Raw genomic sequence first — 22,941 nt, 5'->3', positions numbered from 1 at the left:
ATCGACCATCAATGCGTCAAGGCCGCTCCCTGCGGGCGATAGGACCAGCTCTCACAGCACGCGCCGGCCCTCGGCGTCGATCACCACTTCGCCGTCCTCCTTCACGAACGGGCCCTTCTGCGGCGCCGACAGGATGTCCAGCGCGAGCTCGGAGGGGCGGCACAGCCGCACGCCCAGGGGCGTGAACACGAACGGCCGGTTGATGAGGATCGGGTGGGCCATCATGGCGTCGAGCAGATCATCGTCGGTGCGCGCAGGATCGTCGAGGCCGAGCTCCGTATAGGGCGTGCCCTTCTGGCGGATCGCCTCGCGCACGGTGAGGCCGGCGGCCGCGATGGCCTGCGCAACTTCCTCCCGGGTGGGCGGGGTCTTCAGATACTCGACGATCCTCGGCTCGATGCCGGCATTGCGGATCATGGCCAGCGTGTTGCGTGAGGTGCCGCAAGCCGGATTATGCCAGATGGTGACGTCGGGCTGATCGGTCATGGTTCGCCTTCCTGTCTTCAGATGATGGCGTGCCGCACCTTGGCGGACACCCACTCGCTCAGGACCACGCTCGCCAGGATGACGATGAGGATCAGCGTCACCTGGGGCCAGGCGAGCGTGTTGAGCGAGCTTTCGAGGTTGAGTCCGATGCCGCCCGCTCCCACGAGGCCGAGCACGGTGGATTCGCGGATGTTGATGTCCCAGCGGAACACGCTGATCCCGGCGAAGGCGGGCATAATCTGCGGCACGATCCCATAGGCAAGGGTCTGGGCACCCGAGGCGCCGGTGGCGCGGATCGCCTCCACCTGGGTCTCGTCGATCTCCTCGATGGCCTCGTAGAGCAGCTTGCCGATGAAGCCGATGGAGCGCAGCGCGATGGCGACGATGCCGGCCAACACCCCCGGCCCGAGGATCGCCACCAGCAGCAGCGCCCAGATGATCGAATTGATGGAGCGTGAGGCGACGATCACGAGGAGCGCCAGCGGCCGCACAACGGTGGCGCTGGGCGTCGTGTTGCGCGCGGCGAGGAAGGCCACCGGCACCGACAAAGCGATCGCAGCAAGCGTGCCGAGGGTGGCGATATTGAGCGTGTCCCACAAAGGCTTGAGCAGCGCCGGAAAGTAGGACCAGCGCGGCGGGAACATGCGCGCGCCGATGTCCGCGGCCTGGGTGGGGGCATCCCACACGAAAGCCCAGATCGTGCCTTCCGTCATCACCCGCCAGCAGAATACGGTGAAGGCGATCGCAAGAAGCCAGCCGAACCACACGGCGATCTCGCCGCGCGGGGTGTGCCGCTGCCAGGTTCTGCGGCCTTCGGGACGGGCGATGACCGGCATTATTTCACCCGTCCGCGCACGAGGCCGGAGACATATTCGCTCGCCATCACGATGACGATGATGAGAAGGAGGATCGCGGCGGCGCTGTCGAACTCGTAGCGGTCGATGGCGGTGTTCAGCGTCGCGCCGATGCCGCCCCCGCCCACGATGCCGACGACCGCGGACTCGCGGAAGTTGATGTCCAGCCGGTAGAGCGAGAGCCCGAGGAGGCGGGGCGCCACCTGCGGCAGCACCCCGAAGGCGATCAGCGACGGCCAGGGCGCGCCCGTGGCGCGGATCGCCTCCACGGGGGCCGGGTCGATGTCCTCGATGTCCTCCGCCAGCAGCTTGGCGAGGAAGCCGATGGTGGCGAACGACAAGGTGAGGAAGCCGGCGAACGGCCCGAAGCCTACCATGGCCACCAGCAGGATGGCGACGATGATCTCCTGCAGCGAGCGCGACACGGCGATGATGGCTCGGCAGAGAAAATAGACCGCACGCGGGACGACATTGCGGGCGGCACCGATGCCGATGGGCACGGAAAGGGCGATGCCGGCCGCGGTGGAGGTCACCGTCATGGTCAGGCTCTCGATCATGCCCTGGAGGATGTCGTCCCAACGCCGGGAGAAGTTCGGCTCCAGGAAGCCCGAGACGAAGCGCAGGCCGCGCGCCCAGCCGTCCGAGAGGCGCGCCCAATTGAGCTCGACGCTGCCGAGGGCGAGGACCAGATAGAACGCCGCACCGGCAATGAGCGCATAACGCAGCCAGGGATTGGCGATGAGCGGCTGCGGCCGCCAGCGGCGCGCCGGAACGGATGCGACGCTCACAGCGCCCTCGCCAGGGGGGAAGGCGTCGCCTGCGCCCGCACCAGGCGGACCGCATCCTGGGCGGCGGCTTCTTCCACCGCGTCGTCCTCCGCCTCGCGGATGGTGCGCGACCAGTCCTCTTCGCCATAGATGGCGGTGAGGGCAGCGGTGTCGAGCGCATCGGGCGCGCCATCGAACACGATGCGCCCGGCCTTGAGGCCGATGATGCGCTGGACGAACATCTGCGCCAGCGCCACATCGTGGATGTTGACGATGGCCGCCAGTTGCCGCTCGGCACACACCTCGACGATCAGTCGCATGATCTGGCGCGAGGTCTTGGGGTCGAGGCTGGCGGTGGGCTCGTCCACCAGCAGGATGTCGGGCTCCTGCACCAAGGCGCGGGCGATGCCCACGCGCTGGCGCTGGCCGCCGGAAAGCTCATCGGCGCGCTTGTCCACGTGATCGGTGAGGCCGACGCGCTCCAGCACCGCGAAGGCGCGGTCGATGTCGGCCTGCGGAAAGCGCCGCAGGAAGGCCCGCCAGAAGCCGACGTAGCCGAGCCGGCCGGAGAGCACGTTCTCCATGACCGTGAGGCGCTCCACCAGGGCATATTCCTGGAAGATCATGCCCATCCGCCTGCGGGCCTGCCGCAGGGCGGCGCGGCCGAGACGGGTGATCTCGGTGTCCCCAAGGCGGATGGATCCCGACGTGGGCTCCACCAGCCGGTTCACGCAGCGGATGAGGGTCGACTTGCCGGCACCGGAGGGGCCGATGAGTCCCACCACCTCGCCGGCCGGGATGCTGACCGAGACGTCGTCGAGCGCCTTGTCGCCCCGCGCGTACCGCTTCGACAGGCCTGCTATGGTCAGCATCTTCCGACCCCGGCTCACTTGCAGGCGTAGCTGACGCCCATGGCCTCGTCGATCTGCCGCACCACCGCCCAGTGCTCCTTGAAGGAGATGGGGATGAACTTCTCCTGCGGAGGCTCGGCCGCCTTGAACTCCTTCTGAAGCCCCGTGCCCTCCCAGTCGAAGCTGAAGAAGGCCTCCTTCACCTTGGCCGCCAGCTCGGGCTTCAGATTGTAGACGTAGCCGTAGCCGGTGGTGGGAAAGGTCTGCGACTTGTAGATGCTCACCACCTGCTCGGGCTTGATGACGCCGCGCGCGATCATGCGTTTCATCACCGAGTTGGCGACCGCCGCGGCCGGGTAGTCCTTGTTGGCGACGCCGATGATGGAATTGTCGTGCTTGCCGGAGAAGACCGGCTCGAAGTCCTTGCCGGCTTCCATGTGGAACTGCGAGCGCAGCAGCGCGGACGGCGCCTTGTAGCCGGAATTGGAGGTTTCGGAGGTGAAGGCCATCTTCTTTCCCTTGATGTCCTCTACCTTGGCGACGCCGGCCCCGGGATAGGTGATGATCTCCATCTCGTAGCCGTATTCCCCGTCCTTCGACGCCATCATGGTGAAGGGCACGAAACCGGCGCAGGCCACCGCGATGGGGTTGGAGCCGGTGTTGAAGCCCGCCACATGCAGGCGCCCGGCGCGCATGGCTTCGAGCTGCGCAGCATTGGACTGCACGGGGAAGAATTGCACCTTCTTGCCTGTCACCTTGGCGAGGTGGTCGATGAACTCCGCCCAGACCTTGGCATAGACCGCCGGGTCTTCCACGGGCGTGTAGGCGAAGATCAGGGTGTCGGGATCGATCTGCTTCGCAGGATCCGACGGCGTATCGGCGACCATGTCGCCGTTGGCATCGGAAAAGCGCGGGTCGAGCTTGAAGCTTTCGGCGAAAGCCGGGCTCGTTGCGAGGATGCTCGAGACGACGAGCGCAACACGGGCCAGCAACGGGATGGATGCCATGGAACCCTCCGGCGATCAGATCGCGGCAAGTGACGCGGATTTCGGTTTCGGACAGCGGTTAAGGAATCACGCGGGTCATGCGGCCGACCGGGCGGCGTCGGTCGCCCCGGTCGAGGTCGCGCCGATCTGCGCCAGGGCGGCCTTGAGCGCATCGCCATCGAGGCCCTCGGGCAGCGCGAGAAGACGCTCGATCCGTTCTTCGAGCTGGGCATAGGCCGCTTCGAAGGCGCTGCGCCGCACCGCGGCATCACCCGGTTGTGCCGACGGGTCCTGGATGCCCCAATGGGCGGTCGCCGGATGGCCCGGCCATACGGGACAGGCCTCCCCGGCCGCGCTGTCGCACACGGTGATGATGATATCCATCGGCGGCGCGCTGGGTTCCGCGAACACCTGCCAGGTCTTCGAGGACAGGCCTTCCACCGGGTGCCTGCGCTCGGCAAGGAGTGCGAGGCCGTCGGGATTGGGCGCGGTCTTGGGCGCGCTGCCGGCCGAGAAGGCCTTGAACCGGCCTTTGGCTTTCGCGTTCAGGATCGCCTCGGCGAGGATGGACCGGGCGGAATTATGGGTGCAGAGGAAGAGGACGTTCTTCGTGGTCATCGCGTCATCCTGCGGCTGTGGGAGCCCTCGCGCGAAACGGACGGTTCCGTGGAGATCAACCAGGAGATTTTCCGGACGGGCATCAGGCCCGCACCTCGACGACATCATTCGCGGACGTCGACATCAGGTCGTGGTTCCTTGCCCTGCGGCTCCAGGCCTGCGCGGCCATCTGAACCGGGTCCCAGGGGCTGCTCAAGGGCGGTGTGTAACTGAGATCGAGATCGCTGACCTCTTCAACCGTCATCCCATGGTGGATGGCGGCTGCAAATATGTCGATCCGCTTGGAAACCTCGGTGCCGTAAGCGCCGACGATCTGCGCGCCGAGCAGCCGGCTGCTCGTCCGATCGGCGGTCACGCGGATCGTCATTTCCTTGGCGCCCGGATAATAGACCTTGTGGTCCCAGGAGACCGTATCGACCGACAGGGGGGCGAAGCCCGCCGCGGTGGCGTCGCGGTCGTGGAAGCCCGTGCGGGCCACGACGAGGCCGAAGATGCGGACGGATTGGGTGCCGAGGCTGCCTTGGAACTGGCGATCCCCGCCGACGGCATTCTCGCCCGCGACGCGCCCCTGCTTATGCGCTGTCGTGCCCAGAGGCAGGTAGGTGTTCGCACGGGTGATGCGGTGGTAGGTCTCGGCGCAGTCGCCGGCGGCATAGACATGGGGGACGCCCGTCCGCATGCTCCTGTCGACCTGAAGCGCGCCGCGGAAGCCTGGTCGTGCACCGATCGACTGCGCCAGAGCCGTCTCAGGACGGGCCCCCGCGGCGACCAGCACCATGTCGGCGGTCCGGCGGAACCCACCCGGTCCTTCGAGCACAAGCTCGTCCGCCATGTTCGAGATGGAGGAGACCGGCTGCCGCGTGACGACATCGACGCCGTGGGCCTTGAGCTCGCGCGCCACCAGCTCTCCCAGATCTGGGTCGATTGTCGTCATGACGTTCGGCGCCATCTCGACCACCGTGACCGCGATGCCGCGATGCGTCATGGCCTCGGCCATTTCAAGACCGATATAGCCGCCCCCCACGATCACGATCCGCCGGGGCGCCCGGGACGACAGGAACGCGTCGAAGGCGAAGGTGTCGGACATCCAACGCAGCAGGAACACGCCGGGAAGATCAAGGCCGGCAATCGGCGGACGGATCGAGGTCGCGCCGGTCCCCAGGACCAGCGCGTCATAGCGCCGTTCGCTGAAGCCGCGGACGCGGACGGTCCGGCTCGATGGGTCGATCGCCTCCACCGGGCTCTCGAGCAGCAGCTCGATGCCGAGCGCCTCGATGTCGGCGGCCTTGCGGTGCGCCAGATCCGATACCGCGGGGACCTCCCCGCTCAGGAAGTAGGGGATGCCGCAGATGGAGAAGTTCGGAAAGCGGTCCGAGGCGGCGATCGTCACTTCCCAGCCGGGCGCCAGCTCCCTGGCGCGCAAGGCCGCGCTGATCCCGGCATCGCTGGCGCCGACGATGAGCAGGCGAGGCATGATCGAACTCTCCGTTTAGGGCGGATGCGGACAACACCGGTTGATTTGCGAGGAACGCCGCTGGCCGGGCCGGTCGCGGCGCCCATCCTCACTTCGCGGGTTCGCCGCCCGCCTTCGAGACGCTCGGTTGGCCCCGCTCGTACCAGTCCTTGGAGCGGTTCACGATCCAGACCACGGAGAGCATCACCGGCACCTCGATGAGCACGCCGACCACCGTCGCGAGCGCAGCCCCCGATTTGAAGCCGAAGAGGCTGATGGCGGCGGCCACGGCGAGCTCGAAGAAGTTGGAGGCGCCGATGAGCGCGGAGGGTCCCGCCACGCAATGCTCCTCCCCACTGATCCGGTTCAGGAGATAAGCGAGGCCGGAGTTGAAATAGACCTGGATCAGGATCGGCACCGCGAGGAGGGCAATCACCAGCGGCTGGGCGAGAATCTGTTCCCCCTGGAAGGCGAACAGCAGCACCAAGGTGGCGAGCAGCGCCACCAGCGAGAGCGGCTGGAGCACGCCGAGGAGACGATCGAGACCGGCTTGCCCACCAGCCGAAATGATGCGCCCGCGCAGGAACTGCGCTGCGATCACCGGCACGACGATATAGAGCACGACCGACAGGATGAGCGTGTCCCATGGCACGGTGATGGAGGACAGGCCCAGTAGAAGCCCCACCACAGGGGCGAAGGCGACGATCATGATGGCATCGTTGAGCGCCACCTGGGAGAGGGTGAAATGGGGCTCGCCGCGGGTGAGGTTCGACCACACGAACACCATGGCGGTGCAGGGCGCGGCGGCGAGCAGGATGAGGCCGGCGATGTAGCTGTCGATCTGGTCGGCCGGAAGATAGGGCCGGAACAGGTGGCCGATGAACAGCCAGCCGAGGAAGGCCATGGAGAACGGCTTCACCGCCCAGTTGACGAGAAGCGTCACCGAGATGCCGCGCCAGTGCCGGCCCACCTGCTTCAGGGCCGAGAAGTCGATCTTCACCAGCATGGGCACGATCATCAGCCAGATGAGGAGCGCCACGGGCAGGTTCACCCGTGCCACCTCCAGCGAGCCGATGGCCTGGAAGACGGACGGCGCCAGCGCGCCGAGCGCAACGCCGGCGATGATGCACAAGAAGACCCAGATGGTGAGATATCGTTCAAAGATGGACACGGGCGCGTTTCTCCAGCATTGGCTCGCGGGGTCCGTCGCCAGCATGGGCGGACCAGATGACGGCAGGAAGACCCCTCATGCCGCCTGCCCCGACAGCGTGAGGTCGGTCGCCCCTTCCATCCGCCCGATCTCGGCGAGGCTCGCCTTGAGCGAGGCAAGATCGAGCTGCTCGAACGGCAGATTCACGAAGGCGGACATGCGTGTGGCGAGGTGTCGGTAGGTCTGAAGGAAGGCGGCCTTCTGCTCCGCTTCGGTTCCCTTCACGAGGACCGGATCGGGCAGGCCCCAATGCACCCGGAGCGGGTGCCCCGGGAAAGCCGGACAGATTTCGCCAGCCGCGGTGTCACAGGTGGTGATGATGAAATCCATCTCTGGCGCGTCGTCCGCCGCGAAGGCATCCCAGCTCTTGGACGTGAGAGCGGAGGCGTCGTAGCCGAGGGATTGGAGCATGGCGATCGCCATGGGGTGCGGCTTGTGCTTCGGCCGGCTCCCCGCGGAAAAGGCCCTGAATCGCCCACGTCCCTCGCGATTGAGCAGGGCCTCGGCGATGAGCGACCGCGCCGAGTTGGCCGAGCAGACCAGCAGCACGTTGTAGACGCGATTGTTCGCGGCGACGGGACGCAGCTGCGGAAAGGCCGCGGGACCTGTCCCGCAGCGGGGAGAGACCGCAAAGCCCATCTCTGCCATCAACTGGCTCAGGACCGGGCCCGCGGTGGACAGGCTGGCGGCATAGATGATGGACCGCCCCTCACGCCGCGACGTGACGAGGCCGGCACGCTCCAGCAGGCCGAGATGCACCGACATGGTATTGTGCGCCACCGCCAGCAGGCGGGCGATGTCGCCCGCCGGTAGCCCGTAGGGCACATAGCGCAGCAGAAGACGATAGGTCTCGAAGCGCGTGCCTTGGGATAGCGCATCGAAGATCCGCGTCGCGTCTTCCGCATTGAGCTTCGTCTCGTCCATCTCGCCTCACCGTTCGAATGCCGCTCGCGTCAGCCCATGCGCCTCAGGCGCCACCCTTGAAGGTCTTGATCCAATAGTCCTTGACCTGCTGGACCAGAGCGGGCGGCAAGGGAACATAGCCGAGCTCAGACGCGAATTTCTCGCCGTCGCCGAGGGCGAAGCGCCAGAACTCGAAGGCGGCCTGGCTGTTCGCCGGCACCTTGGGCTCGCGGTACATGAGCGCGAAGGTGGTCGCCGCGATGGGGTAGGCATCTGCGGCGGGGGAATCGGTGATGACGACGAAGAAGTCCTTGGCGCTGGCCCAGTCGAAGCTCAGCGCCGCCGCCTGGAACGCCGCCGCGCTGGGCGCGATGAACTTGCCGGCGCGGTTCTGCACGAGGCCGTAGGCCAGCTTCACCTGCACCACATAGGTGTATTCGACATAGCCGATCGAGTTCGGGACCCGCTTGACCTCGCTCGAGACCCCTTCGTTGCCCCGCGCACCATACCCCACCGGCCAGGCGACGGCGCTGCCTTCGCCGACCTGCTGCTTCCACTCCGAGCTCGCCTTGGCAAGGTAGGACACCCAGTTGAACGTGGTCCCCGATCCGTCGGAACGGTGCACCACCACGATCTTCGCGTCGGGGAGCTTGACGTCGGGATTGAGGGCTTTGATGGCGGGATCGGACCAGGTGGTGACCTTGCCGAGATAGATGTCGGCGAGAAGGGCGCCGGTGAAGCGGAGCTGGCCGGGTCCCACGCCGTCCACGTTGAACACCGGTACGACACCGCCGAACACGATGGGGAACTGGCCGAGACCGGACTTCTCCAGTTCCTCGGGCTTGAGCGGCTTGTCGGACGCGCCGAAGTCCACCACGCCGTCCTTGATGCGGTTGATGCCAGATGACGAGCCCACCGACTGGTATCCCACGAGGTGTCCGGTGCGCTCGCGGAACACCTCCGCCCATTTCCAGATGATGGGATAGGCGAAGGTGGAGCCAGCGCCCCGCACCTCCGCGGCGTGCGCCGCAGGCGCGAGCGTCGATAGGGCCGCGAGCGCAGCCGCGGCTGTCCAGGCAAGAATGCGATTCACGGCTGGCCTCCCTTGGGTCCTCGCGACATGTCGCTGGAGACAGATAGCTCCATATGAGTCGTTATGTCGATAGGAGTGGACAGATCGCTATATGGCCTTCGTGTCACTCTTGTGACGCCACGCGCGCCGCCCCTTCCGCTGCGATAGTATAATTGTCGATATTTCGATACCAATAGAATTGATGTGGTGTAGACGCGATTTGCCGGCGAGGTTGAGCGGCGAATTTGCTCGGGCGCTGCAACGAACAATGGGTGTTTCGTCAGGCATTTCAATAAGTCGTATCCGCTGACGCGGGTCTGGTCAGATCGATAAAGCTGCAATAATTCATCGCAGGCCGATGTTATTTACCTGCAAACAATATCGCATAACGCCGAAAATCGGCGAGAAATACATCAAATCAATTTTGATAAAATCTCTGTTGATTCACGCATATCGCTCGATATACACAAATTGTCATGAGATCGTTACACGACTTGCTTAGAGCCCGTGAGGCTAGGCGAGCGTCAGAGGCCCTAGCGGCACTGTCCAGGGAGACGGCATCCTCATGAAGATCATCACTTTCGCGAGCGCCTTCGCGCTGCTCGCCACCGGCGCGGCCTTCAACGGGGCGGCCGCTCAGGCACTGGTCAAGGTCGACGGCTCATCCACGGTGTTCCCCGTGACCGAAGCCATGGCCGAGGAATTCCAGAAGGTGAACAAGGATATCAAGGTGACGGTCGGCATCTCCGGCACCGGCGGCGGCTTCAAAAAGTTCTGCCGCGGAGAGATCGACATCTCCGACGCCTCGCGCCCGATCACCTCCGCCGAGCAGAAGGCCTGCAAGGAGGCCGGCATCGAATATATCGAGCTGCCGGTCGCCCTCGATGCGCTCACGGTCATCGTCCACCCGTCCAACACCTGGGCGAGCGAAATGACAGTCGCGGACCTGAAGAAGATCTGGGAGCCTGAGGCCCAGGGCAAGATCACCAACTGGAAGCAGGTCCGCGACAGCTACCCGGACCGCCCGCTGGTGCTCTACGGCGCGGGTGTCGATTCCGGCACCTACGACTATTTTACCGCCGCCATCGTCGGGAAGGAGCACTCCAGCCGCGGCGACTTCACCGCGTCGGAAGATGACAACGTCCTGGTCCAGGGCGTGGCGGGCGACGCGAACGCCCTCGGCTTCTTCGGTCTCGCCTATTATGAAGAGAACACCGGCAAGCTGAAGGCGGTGAAGATCAAGGTCGATGACGCCGCGCCCGCCGTGGAGCCGTCGGTCGAGAATGCCCGCACCGGCAAGTACCAGCCCCTGTCGCGGCCGATCTTCATCTATGTGAACAAGAAGGCGGCCGAAACCCGCCCGGAGGTGGCGAAGTTCGTCGAGTTCTACCAGGACCCGAAGCACGCGGTCGAGCTGGTCAAGGAAGTGGGCTACGTGCCCCTGCCGGAGAGCGCCCTGAAGGTGTTCCAGGAGCGCTTCAAGAAGCGGGAGATCGGCACCGGCTTCACCGGCTCGAAGGTGGGTGTCTCGGTGGAGGACCTCGTCAAGGAGAAGCTCGTCTACTGACGCGTGGGAGCACGCGCCGACCGGATGAATTCAATCTGATCGGATCCAGCTTTCGGGGGAGGCGCTCCGGCGCCTCCCCTCCCAAGAGGAAGCGAGCTTTATCGAAGCCATGATCACCCAGGGCAGAACAGGACGACCGCGCCTGACGGTCTCACCCGCCTTCCTCGCGCGGCGGCGTGTGGTGGACCGTGTCATGCGCATTGTCCTGTTCCTCAGCGCCGCCCTCTCGGTGCTGGTGACGGCGGGCATCGTCTATGTGCTGCTCTCCGAGAGCATCAAATTCTTCGCGCAGGTCTCCATCGTCGATTTCCTCACCGACACCCAGTGGACGCCGGTATTCCAGGACAAGCATTTCGGCATCATGACGCTGGTGTCGGGCACCCTCATGAGCTCTCTGATCGCGCTCATCGTCGCGATTCCGGCGGGAACCGTGCTTGCCATCTACCTGTCGGAATTCGCCCGCCCGCAGGTGCGCGAGACCATCAAGCCGTTCCTGGAGCTCATCGCCGGCGTGCCCACGGTGGCGTTCGGCTATTTCGCCCTGTTGTTCCTCACGCCCATCTTCCAGACCTTCATTCCGGGCCTCGCGGGCTTCAACCTGCTGGTGCCCGGCATCGTCATGGGCATCATGATCCTGCCCTACATCGTCTCGGTGAGCGAAGACGCCATGCGGGCGGTGCCGGGCGAACTACGGGAAGGCGCCTACGCCCTCGGCTTCACGCGGCTCCAGACGGCAGTGCGGGTGGTGATTCCCGGCGCGTTCTCCGGCGTGACGGCGGCCTACATCCTCGGCATGTCGCGTGCGGTGGGCGAGACCATGGTGGTGGCCATCGCCGGCGGCCAGCAGGCGAAGCTCGCCCTCAATCCCCTGGAGGGGGCCGCGACCATCACCGCCTACATCGTGCAGATTAGCCTCGGCGACGTCCCGCACGAATCCATCGCCTACCTCACCATCTTCGCCGCCGGCATGATGCTGTTCCTCATGACCTTCGCCTTCAACATCGTCGCCTTCTGGCTGCGCCGGAAGTACCGTGAAGTCTATTGAGGGGCATGCCGTGAAGCCGATCGCATCGCCGTCCTCCCACCGCCGCTCCGATGCCGAGATCATCGCCCGGGCGCATCGCTCCGACCGCAACTTCGCGATCCTCGGCCTCGGCGTCCTCGTCGTCTCGATGGTCGTGCTGCTCTCGCTCATCGTGGACTTCATGGTTGATGGGCTCGGCCGCATCGACCTCGACTTCCTCATGAGCTTCCCCTCCCGGCGGGCCTCTGAGGCGGGCATCCTGTCCGCCTGGGTGGGAACGACACTGGTGATGCTCGTCACCGCCGTGCTCGCGGTGCCCCTCGGGGTCGCTGCCGGCCTCTATCTCGAGGAATATGCGCCGCGGAACTGGATCACCCATCTCATCGAGATCAACGTCACCAACCTCGCCGGCGTGCCGTCCATCATCTATGGCCTGCTCGCGCTCGGCCTGTTCGTGCAGAGCTTCGCCATGGGCCAGACCATCCTGGTGGCCGGCATGACGCTGGCGCTCCTGATCCTGCCCATCATCATCGTCGCCACCCGCGAGGCGGTGCGCTCCATTCCCCTCGAGATCCGCGAGGGTGCCTATGCGCTCGGTGCCGACAAGTGGCAGACGGTGAGCGGCTATATCCTGCCGGCGGCGCGTCCCGGCATCCTCACCGGGGCCATCGTCGGCATGTCGCGGGCCATCGGCGAGACGGCGCCCATCATCACCATCGGCGCGCTCACCTTCATCGCCTTCCTGCCACCTCCGCCGGTGCAGGATGCCTTTCCCTTCATCAATTTCGCCTGGCTCAATTCCCCTTTCACGGTGATGCCGATCCAGATGTTCAACTGGGTGTCGCGCCCCCAGGCGGCGTTCCATGTGAACGCCGCCGCCACCGGCCTCATCCTGCTGGCCATGACGCTCCTGATGAATGCGGTGGCCATCTGGCTGCGCTACAAGATCCGCCGGAGCATGCGGTGAAGCTGACTCCCGGCCCTTCGGAGAACGAGATGACAGCCGTGACCACCGCAATGGACGCTTTGGCTGGCAAGGCGCCCGCGCCGTTGCGAGCCTCCGTTCGCAACCTCAATTTCTTCTACGGCGACAATCAGGCGCTCAAGGGCGTGGAGCTTCCCATCGTCGAGGGCAAGGTCACCGCCCTTATCGGCCCCTCGGGCTGCGGGAAGTCCACATTGCTGCGCTGCTTCAACCGCATGCATGATCTTTATCCGGGCAACCGGTATCAGGGCGAGATCATCCTCTATCCGGAGGGGATCAACATCGTTGCGTCGAACGTCGATCCGATGCTCGCGCGCCTGCGCATCGGCATGGTGTTCCAGAAGCCCAACCCATTCCCGAAGTCGGTTTATGAGAACGTGGCGTCGGGCCTCCATATCCGCGGCATCCGAAGCCGCTCGGAGGTGGACGGGCGCGTCGAGGCGGCGCTGCGCCAGGCCGCTCTCTGGGACGAGGTGAAAGACCGCCTGCAGGAATCCGCCTATGGCTTGTCCGGCGGCCAGCAGCAGCGCCTGTGCATCGCCCGGGCCCTCGCTCCCGATCCGGAGCTCATCCTGTTCGACGAGCCGACCTCGGCGCTCGATCCCATCGCCACCGCAAAGATCGAGGAACTGATGGACGAGTTGCGGGGCGCCTACACCATCGTGATCGTCACCCACAACATGCAGCAGGCGGCCCGCATCTCGGATTTCACCGCCTTCATGCATCTCGGCCACATGGTGGAATACGACGTCACCAGCCGCATCTTCACCGCGCCAGCCCAGGAGCGGACCCTGGCCTACGTCACCGGCCGGTACGGCTGAGGAAATCTGGTGCGTGAGATCGACACCGAGGGTCTGCGGGGACCGCGCTAGATTCGGTGTCAGGTTTCAGCAACGATCTTCCCGATGTCGGTAATGTCGTATCCGCCGATGCTCTTGAACTCGTTCTGGAACCGCTCCGAGCGCAGGATCTTGAGCATGGTCGCGACCTCCAGCATGTCGACGTGCTCTTTCTGGACCACGAGGTCGTAGCGCTCCTTCTTCAGCGGGACGAAGTCCACATTCTCCACCTGGCGGGCGACCTTCTCCATTCCCACCGCCACGTCGGCGTCGCCGCGGCCGACCGCGCTCGCCACGGCGAGATGGGATTGGGTCTCGTTGTCGTAGCCCTTGATGCGGCTGCCGTAGAGACCGTTGAGCTTGAGGTTCTCGTCGAGCAGCACCCGCGATCCCGCCCCCTTCTCGCGATTGATCATGGTGATGTCGTCGCGCGCGAAGTCCTGCCACGCCCGGATGTTCTTCGGGTTGCCTTTGGCGACATAGAGGCCCTGCATGCGGTAAGTGACGTTCACCACCACGCAGCGCACGCCCGGCAGCAGGGCGCGGACATAAGGCACGTTGTAGTCGTCGCCCGCGCTGTCCCACAGATGCGCGCTCGCCACCGAGACCTTGCCGTAATAGAGCGAGACGAGGCTGTCATAGCTGCCGATATAGGCCCTGAGCGCCATGACGCCGTGCATGCGCATGAAATTGGACAGGATGTCGAGGATGAGATCCTGGCCGCAGATGACGAAACCGTCGCCGGCGCGGCGCTCCGCTGAGAGGTCGAAATACCGGTTCTCGTCGAAGGCCGGGCGGCCGGCCGGCTCGGGGGAACGTGCGGCCCTGCCGGAGCGCTCAATATAGTCGCGCACGTTGGCCTCGGTGAACCGGATCTTGCGGCCAACCTTGTAGAAGCCGATCCCCCCATTCTTGATCAGGGCATAGATGCCGCTGCGGCTGACGTTGAGCTGCCCGGCCACATCCTCGACGGTCAGAGCGTTGCGCGTCTCCATGGGCGAATCCTGCGTATCACCTCATTCCATTTCATCTAGTTTGGCACAAATTGACACTCCTTAGCCACCACTTGGATTGCGCTTTTCCAGCAAGTGCACTCTTACTCAACGCGATTAATGCAGATAGAGAAGCGACTGAGCCGACACTCCACTCATTTCATCTAATTTCATATCATTTCATGTATAGCGCACGCCTCGGCGCGCGGTCATCGCCGGAGTCCCAATCATGTCGCCCAAATCCATCCCGCTGCCGCCCCAGCCTGCTGCCGACCCTGATGAGCACGATGCCGCCCCTAGCCGGCGGCCGGTGCCGGCCTTCGCCGGCGGTGCCGTCATCGGTTTGCTCGGCGGGCTCATCGGGCTGGGTGGGGCGGAATTCCGTCTGCCGCTGTTGATCGGACCCTATAGGTTCCGCGCGCTCGAAGCCGTCATCCTCAACAAGGCCATGAGCCTGATCGTCGTCGCCACCGCGCTCCCGTTCCGCGCCGCGACGGTGCCATTTGGCGCGATTGCCGATAATTGGGCGATCGTCCTTAATCTATTGGCGGGCAGTCTGCTGGGGGCCTGGCTCGGTGCAAGCTGGGCCACGCGGCTCAGTTCCCGCACCCTCTATCGGGTGCTGGCCGTGCTGCTGGTGCTGATCGCCATCGCCCTCCTGTTCGGCCACGGATCGACGGCGGCGTCCGCGCTGCTATCAGGTCCCTGGTTGATCGGCGCCGGCGTCGTGGCGGGCTTCGTCATCGGCGTGGTGGCCTCGCTCATGGGCGTGGCCGGCGGCGAGCTGCTGATCCCGACGCTGGTGCTCCTCTTCGGCGCCGACATCAAGCTGGCCGGCAGCCTGTCTCTGGCCGTGAGCCTGCCCACCATGATCGTCGCCTTCACCCGCTACAGCCGCGACAACGCCTTCGCCACCGTCGCGCAGAACAAGGTGTTCGTGGCCGTGATGGCGGTGGGCTCCATCGTCGGCACCTTCATCGGCGGGCACCTCCTTGGGCTTGTGCCCGAGCAGGTCCTGCTTCCCATCCTGGCGCTGATCCTCGTCGTCTCATCGCTGAAAGTGTGGCGCCACGGATGAGGGGGAACACGGCCGGCGCGCCCGACGCCGGCCGACGATGCCCGCCGTCAGGCGGGATATTCCTGCGACTTGAAGGTCAGGTGCCGCACACCTTCCGGTGCGTCGGCGATCTTGCGGATGTTGCCCCACGTCTGCTTGTAGTTGGGGATGATGTCCTCGTTCACCCCGGCGGACACCACATTGCCCTGCACGCCAGTCGGGAAACCGAACAGCATGAAGGTCTCCTTCCGCTTCGCCGTGGGGGTCGGATAGGCCATGGCCTGGGTGGAGCCGTTCTCGTTGTAGACCTCTACGAGATCTCCGCCCTTGAGGCCGAGCTCGGCCATGTCCTGCGGGTTCATCTCGATAAAGGGATAGGGCCAGCGGTCCATCACCAGCTCGTTCTCCACATCGAGATAGGCGCTCTGCCAGACGAGGTTCGCCCGCCCGTTGTTGATGAGGAAGGCGAACTTGTCCTTCTCCGCCTGCTTGCCGGGGGCCTGGAGCCCGCGCCATTTGGTTTCCGCGAACACCGCCTTGCCGTCGGGCTTGTTGAACCTGCCGTCGGCGAACAGGCGTTTGGTGCCGACGATTCTGCCGTCCGCAAATGCCGTGGCGGGCTCCTGGAAGCCGTTGGTGCCCATGGTTCGCAGGCGATCATAGGTGACGAACTCGCCTCCTTTTTCATGGCCGTGATAGCCGTCCATGAAGGCGTCTTCCTCGCTCCTCCAGTCGAAGCCCTTGAACTTGTCCGCCGCCTCCGCCTTCCCCATGGCGCGAAGAATGCGCTCCATGTGGTTGGCGATCCGCGCGGCGATGAGGCAGTCGGGCATGGCCTGCCCGGGCGGGTCCATGTAGCGCTCGGTGAGGCGCATGCGGCGCTCGCCGTTCATGGAGGTGAGGTTCATCTCGCCCGAGGTGGCGGCGGGCAGCATCACGTGGGCGGCCTCGCCGATATGGGTCGGCACGATGTCCACGTCGACGCTGAACAGCCCGCCCTTGCGGATGGCGTCCATGATGGCAGCCACCATGGCATCGCGATCGCCGTAGGGGACACTGTTCATGGCATCCTTCACGAGGTCGGTGCGCATCTTGTAGGCGCGCTTGAACGCCATGGCGTTGAGCGTGGTCTTGTAGTGGTCGCAGCCCCAGATGTGATGCACGCCGCCCTTGCCCTCGATGAGCAGCTTGTCCACGTAGGCCGCCGGCCGGCCCACATGGGCGTCGGAGGGACGCGAATAGCCCTCCTGATGGCCGCCCATGCGCACGCAGCCGCCGCCCGGCCGCCCGACATTGCCGGTGGCGAGGGCGAGATTCACCAGGGCCTGGTTGGTGCGGTAGTTGTCGTTGCCCCAGATGAGGCCCTTCTCGTAGGCGAACATGGCGCGCCGGCGCGCTCCGCCGGTCTTGGGCTCGGCGATCCAGGTGATGGCCTTGACGATGTCCGCCTCGCTGAGGCCGGTGGCGCGGGCCGCTTCCGCCACGCTCACCTTGTTGGCTGCCGCCGCTTTCTCGAAGTCCCTGGTGGAGGCGGCGATGAAGGCCTTGTCGAGCCAGCCTTTTTCCACCGCATAGGTGAGCCAGGCGTTGAACAGGATCAGGTCGGTTCCCGAATTCAGCGCGAGATGGAGGACGTTCTCCTTGCCCGCCTCCACCTCGCAGGCATTGACCGTGACGGTGCGGCGCGGATCAACGAGGACGATGCGTGCCTTCGTCACCGGCTCCGAGCCGAACTCGGCCTTCTTCTTGTCGAGGGAGGTTCCGCGCAGGTTCGGGATCCAGTGGTTCAGGAAGTAATTGGTCTGGGTTTCCAGCGCATTGGTGCCCACCGCCACCAGGGTGTCGGCGAGCTCGGCGTCCTCGTAGCAATTGTTGAGCTCGCCCACACCCATGTCGCGCGAGCCATGGACTTCCGAATTGTAGGCCGGGCGATTGTGGATGCGGATGTTCTTCACCTTCATGGCGCCGAAATAGAGCTTGCCGGTGCCCCAGGTGTTCTCGTATCCGCCGCCGGCGCCGCCATGATCGAAGGCGGAGACGAAGAGGCCGTCCTCGCCCTGCTCGGCGATGACCGCCGCCGTCACGCGGGCGACGAGATCGAGCGCGTCATCCCAGCTGGTCGGCTGAAGCTGGCCATAGCGCCAGACCTGGGGATCGGTGAGGCGCTGGAGCTGGGTGTTGCGTTGGCGCGAATAGCTCATCTCGGCGATCCGCGCTCCGCGCACGGAGCCGAGGCCGGAATTCACGACGCACGCCTTGTCGGGCTTGATGACGATGTGCACGTCCCGCCCGTCCTGCTTGACGATATTGTACATGGACGGCGCATACCAGGCCGCGGTCTCCGCCGGCTGCTGCTTGGAGAGGTCTACGCCGAAGGCATTGTCGGAGGGCGCCGTGCCGCCTTCATATCGGGCGTCCCAGCTATAGGCCTTGTAGCCGCAGCCGACGATGCAATAGTGGCAGACGACGTTGTGGACGGTTGCATTGGCCGGGATGATGGGCAATTGGCCGATCTGGCGCTTGTAAGCCATGTCATCCTCCCTCAGAGCACGTTGGAGAGGCGGCCGTAGATGAGTTCGTCCACGCCTTCGGCATGGATGTCGCCCTTCGCGTCCACGCGCAGCACGTATTGCGGCAAGTTCTGCGTCGCCTGGCCCCAGATCTGCTGGCCCCCCTTCTCGCAGTCGAACCGCGAATAATGGCCCGGGCAGTTCAATGTCTTGTCTGCCGTCTTGTACGAAAGCGGAAAGCCCTTGTGGGGGCAGACCGTCGTGAATCCCACGATGTCGCCATCAGGGCCGGCGCCTCCGGGCACGCGGGTTCCCAGCTTTAGCAAGACCCCGGGCGCATCCGCGTCCGGATAGGCCACATCCATCGGGTCGTTGACCTTGAGATCCTTCACATTGGCAAGACGGGTCGCCGGATATCTCACCAGGGCGGCCGAAGGCGGTGTCTTGGCTTCGGCCGGCAGGACGGTGGCGACGGCGGCGCCTGCGGTCGCAAGGCCAGCGCCGGTCAGGAATCGACGGCGGCCGGCATCGGCGAGGATCGAGCATCCCTTCATTGCGGCTCCCTCCCAGGGTGTTTTGGTCCTTCGCGGACGCGATATCCTGTGCAGGAGCTGGGCCAGGAAGCATTCAGAAAGAAAATCAGGTGGTTATCTCGATGCTGAAAGTCTTTGTGTCCGCTGCGCCGAACATGGTGCGCCGCCGTCCGTCCGGAAATCCGAACAAATCGTCAGCCGTCGTTGCTCAGGCCGAGCCGCCGCATCTTTTCCCACAGCGTCGTGCGTCCGACGGCAAGGAGACGGGCGGCGGCGGAGAGCTCGCCGCCGGTCGCCGCCAGGGCGCGGAGGATATGGCGCTTCTCGGCGTCTTGGCGCGCGGCTTCCAGCGAGCCGATCCTGGTTGAGGCGCCGTTGCTTTCGCCAGCGTGTTCGGGAAAGAGATCCCCCGGCATCAGCCAGGGCCCGAGCGCAAGGGCGACAGCACGCTCCATGCGGTTGCGCAGCTCCCGCGCGTTGCCGGGCCAGGGGTGCAGCAACGCCGCCTCTTCGGCAAGCGCACCGATCCCCTTCAGGCTCGTTCCGGGCCGCGTGCCGAATTCGGCAAAGAAGCGTTCCATGAGCCAGGGAATGTCGTCCGGATGCTCCCGCAGAGGCGGCAGGCGGATGCTCACGACGTTGATGCGGTAAAGGAGGTCCTCGCGGAATTGCCCGTTGGCGACGCGCTGGGCGAGGTCGGCATTGGTGGCACACACGATGCGGCCGCGGAAGGCGATCTCCCGCTCGCCGCCGACCCGCTGGAACGTCCGGCCCTCGATCAGCCGCAGGAGCTTGGCCTGCAGATCCAGGCGCAGCTCCCCGATCTCGTCGAGAAAAAGCGTGCCTTCGCCGGCCCGCTCCACATAGCCGAGGTGGCGCTGCGCGGCCCCGGTGAAGGCGCCGCGCTCGTGCCCGAAGAGCTCGCTTTCCATGAGATCGGCCGGGATCGCGGCACAGTTGACGGCGACAAAGGGGGAGGTGGCGCGTCCCGATTGCGCGTGGAGAAACCGGGCGGCGACATCCTTGCCCGTCCCCGTCTCTCCCGTGACGAGCACGTTGGAGGAAAGCCGCGCCACCCGGCAGAGCAGCGCTTCCACCTGTCGGATGGCAGGCGAGATACCGAGCAGGCCGGCGTCAGCGGTGCTCGCCGGCTGCAGGAGGTCGCCGAGCCGCATCAGGAAGTCGTCCATCTCGAAGGGCTTGGTGACGTAATCCGCCGCGCCCGACCGCATCAGGCGCACCGCCTGATCGATGTCACCATGCCCGGTCACGAACAGGAAAGGCGGGGCCTGGGGCAGCTGCACCGCTTCCCGGAATACCGCTTCTCCATCAAGGTCCGGAAGGCGGATGTCGCATACGATGGCCCCGAAACGGGTTCGGCGGATATCCGTCACCGCTTCCCGGCCGGTCCGCCACCACCGCACCTTCATCCCCTCGAGCGCAAGCCGCTGCGCAAGGCTCTCGCCCATGATGGGATCGTCCTCCACGAGGCCGATGACGGGCGCCTCATGCGACATGGGCCATCTCCGGTGTCCGATCGAAAGGGAACAGGAGGCGGATGCGCGTGCCGCCGGCGGCCGGCCTCTCGGCCACGGCCGAGGCGCCGAGGTCGTCGAGGATGCGTCGGGTCGTCCACAAGCCGAGCCCGCCGCCCCAGGGAGGTCCAGCAGATGCCTCGCTTGAGGCCAGAAGGCGCGCCGCGGGTTCCGGCAGGCCGCAGCCCTGGTCCGACACGATCACGTGGAGCTCCCTTGGCTCGATCGATGCCTCCACGACGACCTCGCTGCCCGTCGGAGCCGCGGCGACCGCGTTCAGGAGCAGATTCAGGACGGCTTGACGCACTTGGGTGCTCGGCAGCGGGAGCGAAGCCTTCACGTCGTTCGAGACCTTCAGGGTGACGCCTTTCCGACGCGCCTGCGGGGTCGCCAGCAGCCGCAGGTCGTCGAAGTCGGCCATGGTGAAGTCGCGCGGCGCGTGCTCGGGCCGGTAGAGCGCCAGGGTGGTGCGCACCACGTCACGGATGCCGACGAGACCGCGTTCGATAAGCCCCAGCGAGGATTTGCGGACTGCTGCCTGGTGTCCGTGGGCCTGCAGCGTCGCCACTGCGTTGACGAGCCCGCCCAGGGGGTTGTTGATCTCGTGCGCGAGGGCGGACGCCAGACGCCCCAAGCTGCCGAGCCGATGCTCGTCGGCGAGCTGCCGGGCGAGATCCTCGCGCTCGTCCATGGACGCGACCAGCGCATTGTAGGCGTGGAAGAGACGCGCAAATTCCGCCCCGTTGCGCGCAAGCGCGTCGGAGGGCACGGGCGTTGCCCGCCCCGCGCTCGCCGCACCCAGGTGCCTGGAGAGCGTGCGAACGGGCGCCATCATGCGGGCGACGAGGAACCAGCCGGCCGAAGCGAGCACGAGGGTCAAGATCCCGTTGGTCGCAACCAGGGTGAGGACGATGTCGCGCCGTTCCGCAGCGAGATGGCTGGTGTCGAAGGTGGCGTGAATGATCCCGACGATGCGGCCGGGATAGGAGAGGATGCGTGTCGCGGTGGCCACGCGCGCGCCGGCCTCGAAGCTGAAATCCCGCCCGGTAGCAACAAAAGCGAGATCGGAGGGCAAGCGCGCGCCCACAGGGAAGCGGCGCGGATCGGCCGCCGCGATCACGAGGCCCTCCGCGTCCGTGATCACCGTGCTCCGGGGATGGAGGCTCTTGTTGAGAGCCTGGGCCCGCACGATGGCATCATAGGTTTCCCAAACGTCGTCCCTCAGAATGGCCGGCACGACAGCGGAGGACAGGCCGTCGAGATAGGTCTGTACCAGCGCGCGCAACTGGCGCTCCTGCGTCTCGCCGAGCCGACTGAGGACGCGCTCGGAGAGGATCAGGCCCACGAGCACCATGAGCGCAGCCACCGCCAGAGGCACCTTAAGGGTGAGCGGCCACTGGCGGGGATCGAGGCGCGCGATCATGGAAGCTCATCCAGCGCCGGCGACGAGCGCTGCCTTCGCGGCAATGGGATCGAAGAGGTCCGGCGCCTCGGCGGCGAACCCGTCGAGGCGCAGCATGGAGAGGATCGCCCGGCCATCCTCGTCCGCTTCGATGTGCAAGAAAGCATCCGTCAGCAGGGCGAGCGCCTTCGGGTCGACCGGCTGTCGCGGGGCCGCTATGGGCGGGAACCCGAGCCATTCGGAGCGGCGCAGGATCCTCACCTGCGATGTCAGCTCAGGTTCAATGTCGCCCATCACCTCCAGGACGTAGCCGTCCACCGATCCGGATCGCGCAAGTCCGGAGGCAACGGCGCGGATGACGTTGCGATGCCCGTAGGTGAAGAAGGTGCGTGAAAAGAAGGAGGACGGCTTCCGGTCGTGCTCTGCAAGAAGGGCGCTGGTGACGAGGAAGCCGGAATTGGAATCGGGATCGGAGAAGGCGTGGATGTCGCCCTCGAGATCCTGGAAGTCTTGTGCCTCGCGGTCCCGGTCGACGATCAGGTAGGATTGATAGAGTGGCCGCCCGCGCCACTGCGGAACCGCGACCAGCTGGAGCGCGGCGCGATGGGCGACGAACGGATAACCACAAATCCATGCGGCATCGAGCTGGCCCGAGACAAGCAGCGCGGTGATCTCCTGATAGGTCCGTCGGCTGACGAGTTCGACAGGGCGGCCGGTGGTGCGTTGCAGATAGGTCTGGAGCCGGCCGAGAAGTTCGAGGTCGGAGGTGAGGAAGACAGGCGTCAGGCCGAAGCGAATAACGACCGCGGAAGCTCGGACAGCCGGGGGCGCGAGCACCGCGCCGGCCACGGCGAAAGCTCCCGCAAGCACCGCCCTGCGGTCGATGCGCATACTGGAGCCCATCCTTTCCAGCCTCCCCGATTTGTAGTTCTTCTTAAGTTGAAGATACCCCCTGTAGTGCGGAAGGCAAACGCGCATTCCCGAGATCGCAGGGGCCATCCGGCCGTGAGTTCGCCGATACCGGCGGATCCGATTCGTCATGAAGCCGGGAGCTGCCGCACCGGCTGTATCGGTGTGCGGCCTCGGACTCTGCCAAGCAGCTTGTCGTCGGACGCGAGGGACGAGGCGCCGCCCCTCGATGACGACCTTTCAGGTGCGCGCCATGGTGGGGACCGATCGGCAGGGAAGATACTCGGCGTCCGTTGCGCTTTCTCGCTCGAAGCCGGATGCCCACATCCTCAAAACACAGGATGCACTTTTCTGAGATCAGGTGCATCCATCACGCCGGCTTCATGCA

21 protein-coding genes are annotated in these 22,941 nt (G+C 65.6%); 5 read left to right on the top strand and 16 right to left on the bottom strand.

Going from position 1 to position 22,941, the window contains the following annotated elements; all coding sequences use genetic code 11:
* Nucleotides 1–51 precede the first annotated feature (51 nt).
* The 10 genes from arsC to pstS all read right to left on the bottom strand — a co-directional run bounded on the left by arsC (nucleotide 52) and on the right by pstS (nucleotide 9,221).
* Complete coding sequence (arsC, locus tag V5F67_RS18465) at nucleotides 52–486, bottom strand: arsenate reductase (glutaredoxin) (RefSeq protein ID WP_394020826.1); 435 nt, start codon at nucleotides 484–486, stop codon at nucleotides 52–54.
* 17 nt (nucleotides 487–503) lie between these two features.
* Complete coding sequence (gene phnE, locus V5F67_RS18460; RefSeq protein WP_394020827.1) at nucleotides 504–1,322, bottom strand: phosphonate ABC transporter, permease protein PhnE; 819 nt, start codon at nucleotides 1,320–1,322, stop codon at nucleotides 504–506.
* Nucleotides 1,322–2,128: a phosphonate ABC transporter, permease protein PhnE gene (gene phnE / locus V5F67_RS18455; protein WP_394020828.1), complete on the bottom strand. Its 807-nt coding sequence runs from the start codon at nucleotides 2,126–2,128 to the stop codon at nucleotides 1,322–1,324. Before phnE (V5F67_RS18455) ends, phnE (V5F67_RS18460) begins: the two co-directional genes overlap by 1 nt.
* Nucleotides 2,125–2,979, bottom strand: coding sequence for a phosphonate ABC transporter ATP-binding protein (gene phnC / locus V5F67_RS18450; protein ID WP_394020829.1), 855 nt, complete (start codon nucleotides 2,977–2,979; stop codon nucleotides 2,125–2,127). The genes phnE (V5F67_RS18455) and phnC overlap by 4 nt, the downstream gene beginning before the upstream one ends.
* Nucleotides 2,980–2,993: 14 nt before the next feature.
* Nucleotides 2,994–3,965 (bottom strand): phosphate/phosphite/phosphonate ABC transporter substrate-binding protein, encoded by a 972-nt coding sequence (gene phnD, locus V5F67_RS18445; protein WP_394020830.1) that lies wholly within the window; start codon nucleotides 3,963–3,965, stop codon nucleotides 2,994–2,996.
* Nucleotides 3,966–4,040: 75 nt separating this feature from the next.
* Nucleotides 4,041–4,562, bottom strand: a complete 522-nt coding sequence (locus tag V5F67_RS18440) for an arsenate reductase ArsC (protein ID WP_394020916.1) — start codon at nucleotides 4,560–4,562, stop codon at nucleotides 4,041–4,043.
* A gap of 82 nt (nucleotides 4,563–4,644) precedes the next feature.
* The gene (locus tag V5F67_RS18435) at nucleotides 4,645–6,036 is read right to left on the bottom strand and encodes an FAD-dependent oxidoreductase (RefSeq protein ID WP_394020831.1); all 1,392 of its coding nucleotides are present in this window, start codon (nucleotides 6,034–6,036) and stop codon (nucleotides 4,645–4,647) included.
* 88 nt (nucleotides 6,037–6,124) lie between these two features.
* A complete protein-coding gene (gene arsB, locus V5F67_RS18430) occupies nucleotides 6,125–7,186 on the bottom strand; it encodes an ACR3 family arsenite efflux transporter (protein ID WP_394020832.1) in 1,062 nt (353 codons plus the stop codon).
* A gap of 75 nt (nucleotides 7,187–7,261) precedes the next feature.
* Complete coding sequence (locus V5F67_RS18425) at nucleotides 7,262–8,149, bottom strand: arsenate reductase/protein-tyrosine-phosphatase family protein (RefSeq protein WP_394020833.1); 888 nt, start codon at nucleotides 8,147–8,149, stop codon at nucleotides 7,262–7,264.
* A 43-nt stretch (nucleotides 8,150–8,192) separates the two neighbouring features.
* Nucleotides 8,193–9,221: a phosphate ABC transporter substrate-binding protein PstS gene (gene pstS, locus V5F67_RS18420; RefSeq protein ID WP_394020834.1), complete on the bottom strand. Its 1,029-nt coding sequence runs from the start codon at nucleotides 9,219–9,221 to the stop codon at nucleotides 8,193–8,195.
* 544 nt (nucleotides 9,222–9,765) lie between these two features.
* Between pstS and V5F67_RS18415 the strand changes: the two genes are divergently transcribed.
* The 4 genes from V5F67_RS18415 to pstB all read left to right on the top strand — a co-directional run bounded on the left by V5F67_RS18415 (nucleotide 9,766) and on the right by pstB (nucleotide 13,597).
* Nucleotides 9,766–10,767 carry a PstS family phosphate ABC transporter substrate-binding protein gene (locus V5F67_RS18415; RefSeq protein ID WP_394020835.1) on the top strand — a complete coding sequence of 334 codons (1,002 nt, stop codon included), beginning with the start codon at nucleotides 9,766–9,768 and terminating at the stop codon, nucleotides 10,765–10,767.
* A 193-nt stretch (nucleotides 10,768–10,960) separates the two neighbouring features.
* Nucleotides 10,961–11,812, top strand: coding sequence for a phosphate ABC transporter permease subunit PstC (gene pstC / locus V5F67_RS18410; protein WP_394020836.1), 852 nt, complete (start codon nucleotides 10,961–10,963; stop codon nucleotides 11,810–11,812).
* A gap of 10 nt (nucleotides 11,813–11,822) precedes the next feature.
* Entirely contained in the window at nucleotides 11,823–12,758 is a 936-nt protein-coding gene (gene pstA / locus V5F67_RS18405; protein WP_394020837.1) for a phosphate ABC transporter permease PstA, read from the top strand.
* A gap of 29 nt (nucleotides 12,759–12,787) precedes the next feature.
* The gene (gene pstB / locus V5F67_RS18400) at nucleotides 12,788–13,597 is read left to right on the top strand and encodes a phosphate ABC transporter ATP-binding protein PstB (protein WP_394020838.1); all 810 of its coding nucleotides are present in this window, start codon (nucleotides 12,788–12,790) and stop codon (nucleotides 13,595–13,597) included.
* A 59-nt stretch (nucleotides 13,598–13,656) separates the two neighbouring features.
* On the opposite strand, the gene V5F67_RS18395 is transcribed toward pstB, so the two are convergent.
* Nucleotides 13,657–14,610 carry a helix-turn-helix transcriptional regulator gene (locus V5F67_RS18395; RefSeq protein ID WP_394020839.1) on the bottom strand — a complete coding sequence of 318 codons (954 nt, stop codon included), beginning with the start codon at nucleotides 14,608–14,610 and terminating at the stop codon, nucleotides 13,657–13,659.
* Between the two features lie 226 nt (nucleotides 14,611–14,836).
* Between V5F67_RS18395 and V5F67_RS18390 the strand changes: the two genes are divergently transcribed.
* Nucleotides 14,837–15,685 carry a sulfite exporter TauE/SafE family protein gene (locus tag V5F67_RS18390; protein WP_394020840.1) on the top strand — a complete coding sequence of 283 codons (849 nt, stop codon included), beginning with the start codon at nucleotides 14,837–14,839 and terminating at the stop codon, nucleotides 15,683–15,685.
* A gap of 47 nt (nucleotides 15,686–15,732) precedes the next feature.
* Here the strand turns inward: V5F67_RS18390 and V5F67_RS18385 are convergent, their stop codons facing one another.
* The 5 genes from V5F67_RS18385 to V5F67_RS18365 all read right to left on the bottom strand — a co-directional run bounded on the left by V5F67_RS18385 (nucleotide 15,733) and on the right by V5F67_RS18365 (nucleotide 22,535).
* The gene (locus V5F67_RS18385; protein ID WP_394020841.1) at nucleotides 15,733–18,195 is read right to left on the bottom strand and encodes an arsenate reductase (azurin) large subunit; all 2,463 of its coding nucleotides are present in this window, start codon (nucleotides 18,193–18,195) and stop codon (nucleotides 15,733–15,735) included.
* A gap of 11 nt (nucleotides 18,196–18,206) precedes the next feature.
* Nucleotides 18,207–18,728, bottom strand: coding sequence for an arsenate reductase (azurin) small subunit (locus V5F67_RS18380; RefSeq protein WP_394020842.1), 522 nt, complete (start codon nucleotides 18,726–18,728; stop codon nucleotides 18,207–18,209).
* A gap of 173 nt (nucleotides 18,729–18,901) precedes the next feature.
* Entirely contained in the window at nucleotides 18,902–20,224 is a 1,323-nt protein-coding gene (locus V5F67_RS18375; RefSeq protein WP_394020843.1) for a sigma-54-dependent transcriptional regulator, read from the bottom strand.
* Entirely contained in the window at nucleotides 20,214–21,665 is a 1,452-nt protein-coding gene (locus V5F67_RS18370) for an ATP-binding protein (RefSeq protein WP_394020845.1), read from the bottom strand. Before V5F67_RS18370 ends, V5F67_RS18375 begins: the two co-directional genes overlap by 11 nt.
* A 6-nt stretch (nucleotides 21,666–21,671) precedes the next feature.
* Nucleotides 21,672–22,535 (bottom strand): substrate-binding domain-containing protein, encoded by an 864-nt coding sequence (locus V5F67_RS18365; protein WP_394020846.1) that lies wholly within the window; start codon nucleotides 22,533–22,535, stop codon nucleotides 21,672–21,674.
* Nucleotides 22,536–22,941: the final 406 nt, after the last annotated feature.

This window comes from Xanthobacter pseudotagetidis, assembly GCF_043194795.2.
Taxonomy (GTDB): Bacteria; Pseudomonadota; Alphaproteobacteria; order Rhizobiales; family Xanthobacteraceae; genus Xanthobacter; species Xanthobacter tagetidis_A.
Note: the sequence above shows the minus strand (reverse complement) of the source record. Positions and strands in the feature narration are given on the sequence as shown.

Coding starts and splice junctions, on each gene's coding strand:
- arsC (WP_394020826.1), bottom strand. CDS start 486: ATGACCGATCAGCCCGACGTCACCATCTGGCATAATCCGGCTTGCGGC.
- phnE (WP_394020827.1), bottom strand. CDS start 1,322: ATGCCGGTCATCGCCCGTCCCGAAGGCCGCAGAACCTGGCAGCGGCAC.
- phnC (WP_394020829.1), bottom strand. CDS start 2,979: ATGCTGACCATAGCAGGCCTGTCGAAGCGGTACGCGCGGGGCGACAAG.
- phnD (WP_394020830.1), bottom strand. CDS start 3,965: ATGGCATCCATCCCGTTGCTGGCCCGTGTTGCGCTCGTCGTCTCGAGC.
- V5F67_RS18440 (WP_394020916.1), bottom strand. CDS start 4,562: ATGACCACGAAGAACGTCCTCTTCCTCTGCACCCATAATTCCGCCCGG.
- V5F67_RS18435 (WP_394020831.1), bottom strand. CDS start 6,036: ATGCCTCGCCTGCTCATCGTCGGCGCCAGCGATGCCGGGATCAGCGCG.
- V5F67_RS18425 (WP_394020833.1), bottom strand. CDS start 8,149: ATGGACGAGACGAAGCTCAATGCGGAAGACGCGACGCGGATCTTCGAT.
- V5F67_RS18415 (WP_394020835.1), top strand. CDS start 9,766: ATGAAGATCATCACTTTCGCGAGCGCCTTCGCGCTGCTCGCCACCGGC.
- pstC (WP_394020836.1), top strand. CDS start 10,961: ATGCGCATTGTCCTGTTCCTCAGCGCCGCCCTCTCGGTGCTGGTGACG.
- pstB (WP_394020838.1), top strand. CDS start 12,788: ATGACAGCCGTGACCACCGCAATGGACGCTTTGGCTGGCAAGGCGCCC.
- V5F67_RS18395 (WP_394020839.1), bottom strand. CDS start 14,610: ATGGAGACGCGCAACGCTCTGACCGTCGAGGATGTGGCCGGGCAGCTC.
- V5F67_RS18390 (WP_394020840.1), top strand. CDS start 14,837: ATGTCGCCCAAATCCATCCCGCTGCCGCCCCAGCCTGCTGCCGACCCT.
- V5F67_RS18385 (WP_394020841.1), bottom strand. CDS start 18,195: ATGGCTTACAAGCGCCAGATCGGCCAATTGCCCATCATCCCGGCCAAT.
- V5F67_RS18380 (WP_394020842.1), bottom strand. CDS start 18,728: ATGAAGGGATGCTCGATCCTCGCCGATGCCGGCCGCCGTCGATTCCTG.
- V5F67_RS18375 (WP_394020843.1), bottom strand. CDS start 20,224: ATGTCGCATGAGGCGCCCGTCATCGGCCTCGTGGAGGACGATCCCATC.
- V5F67_RS18370 (WP_394020845.1), bottom strand. CDS start 21,665: ATGATCGCGCGCCTCGATCCCCGCCAGTGGCCGCTCACCCTTAAGGTG.
- V5F67_RS18365 (WP_394020846.1), bottom strand. CDS start 22,535: ATGCGCATCGACCGCAGGGCGGTGCTTGCGGGAGCTTTCGCCGTGGCC.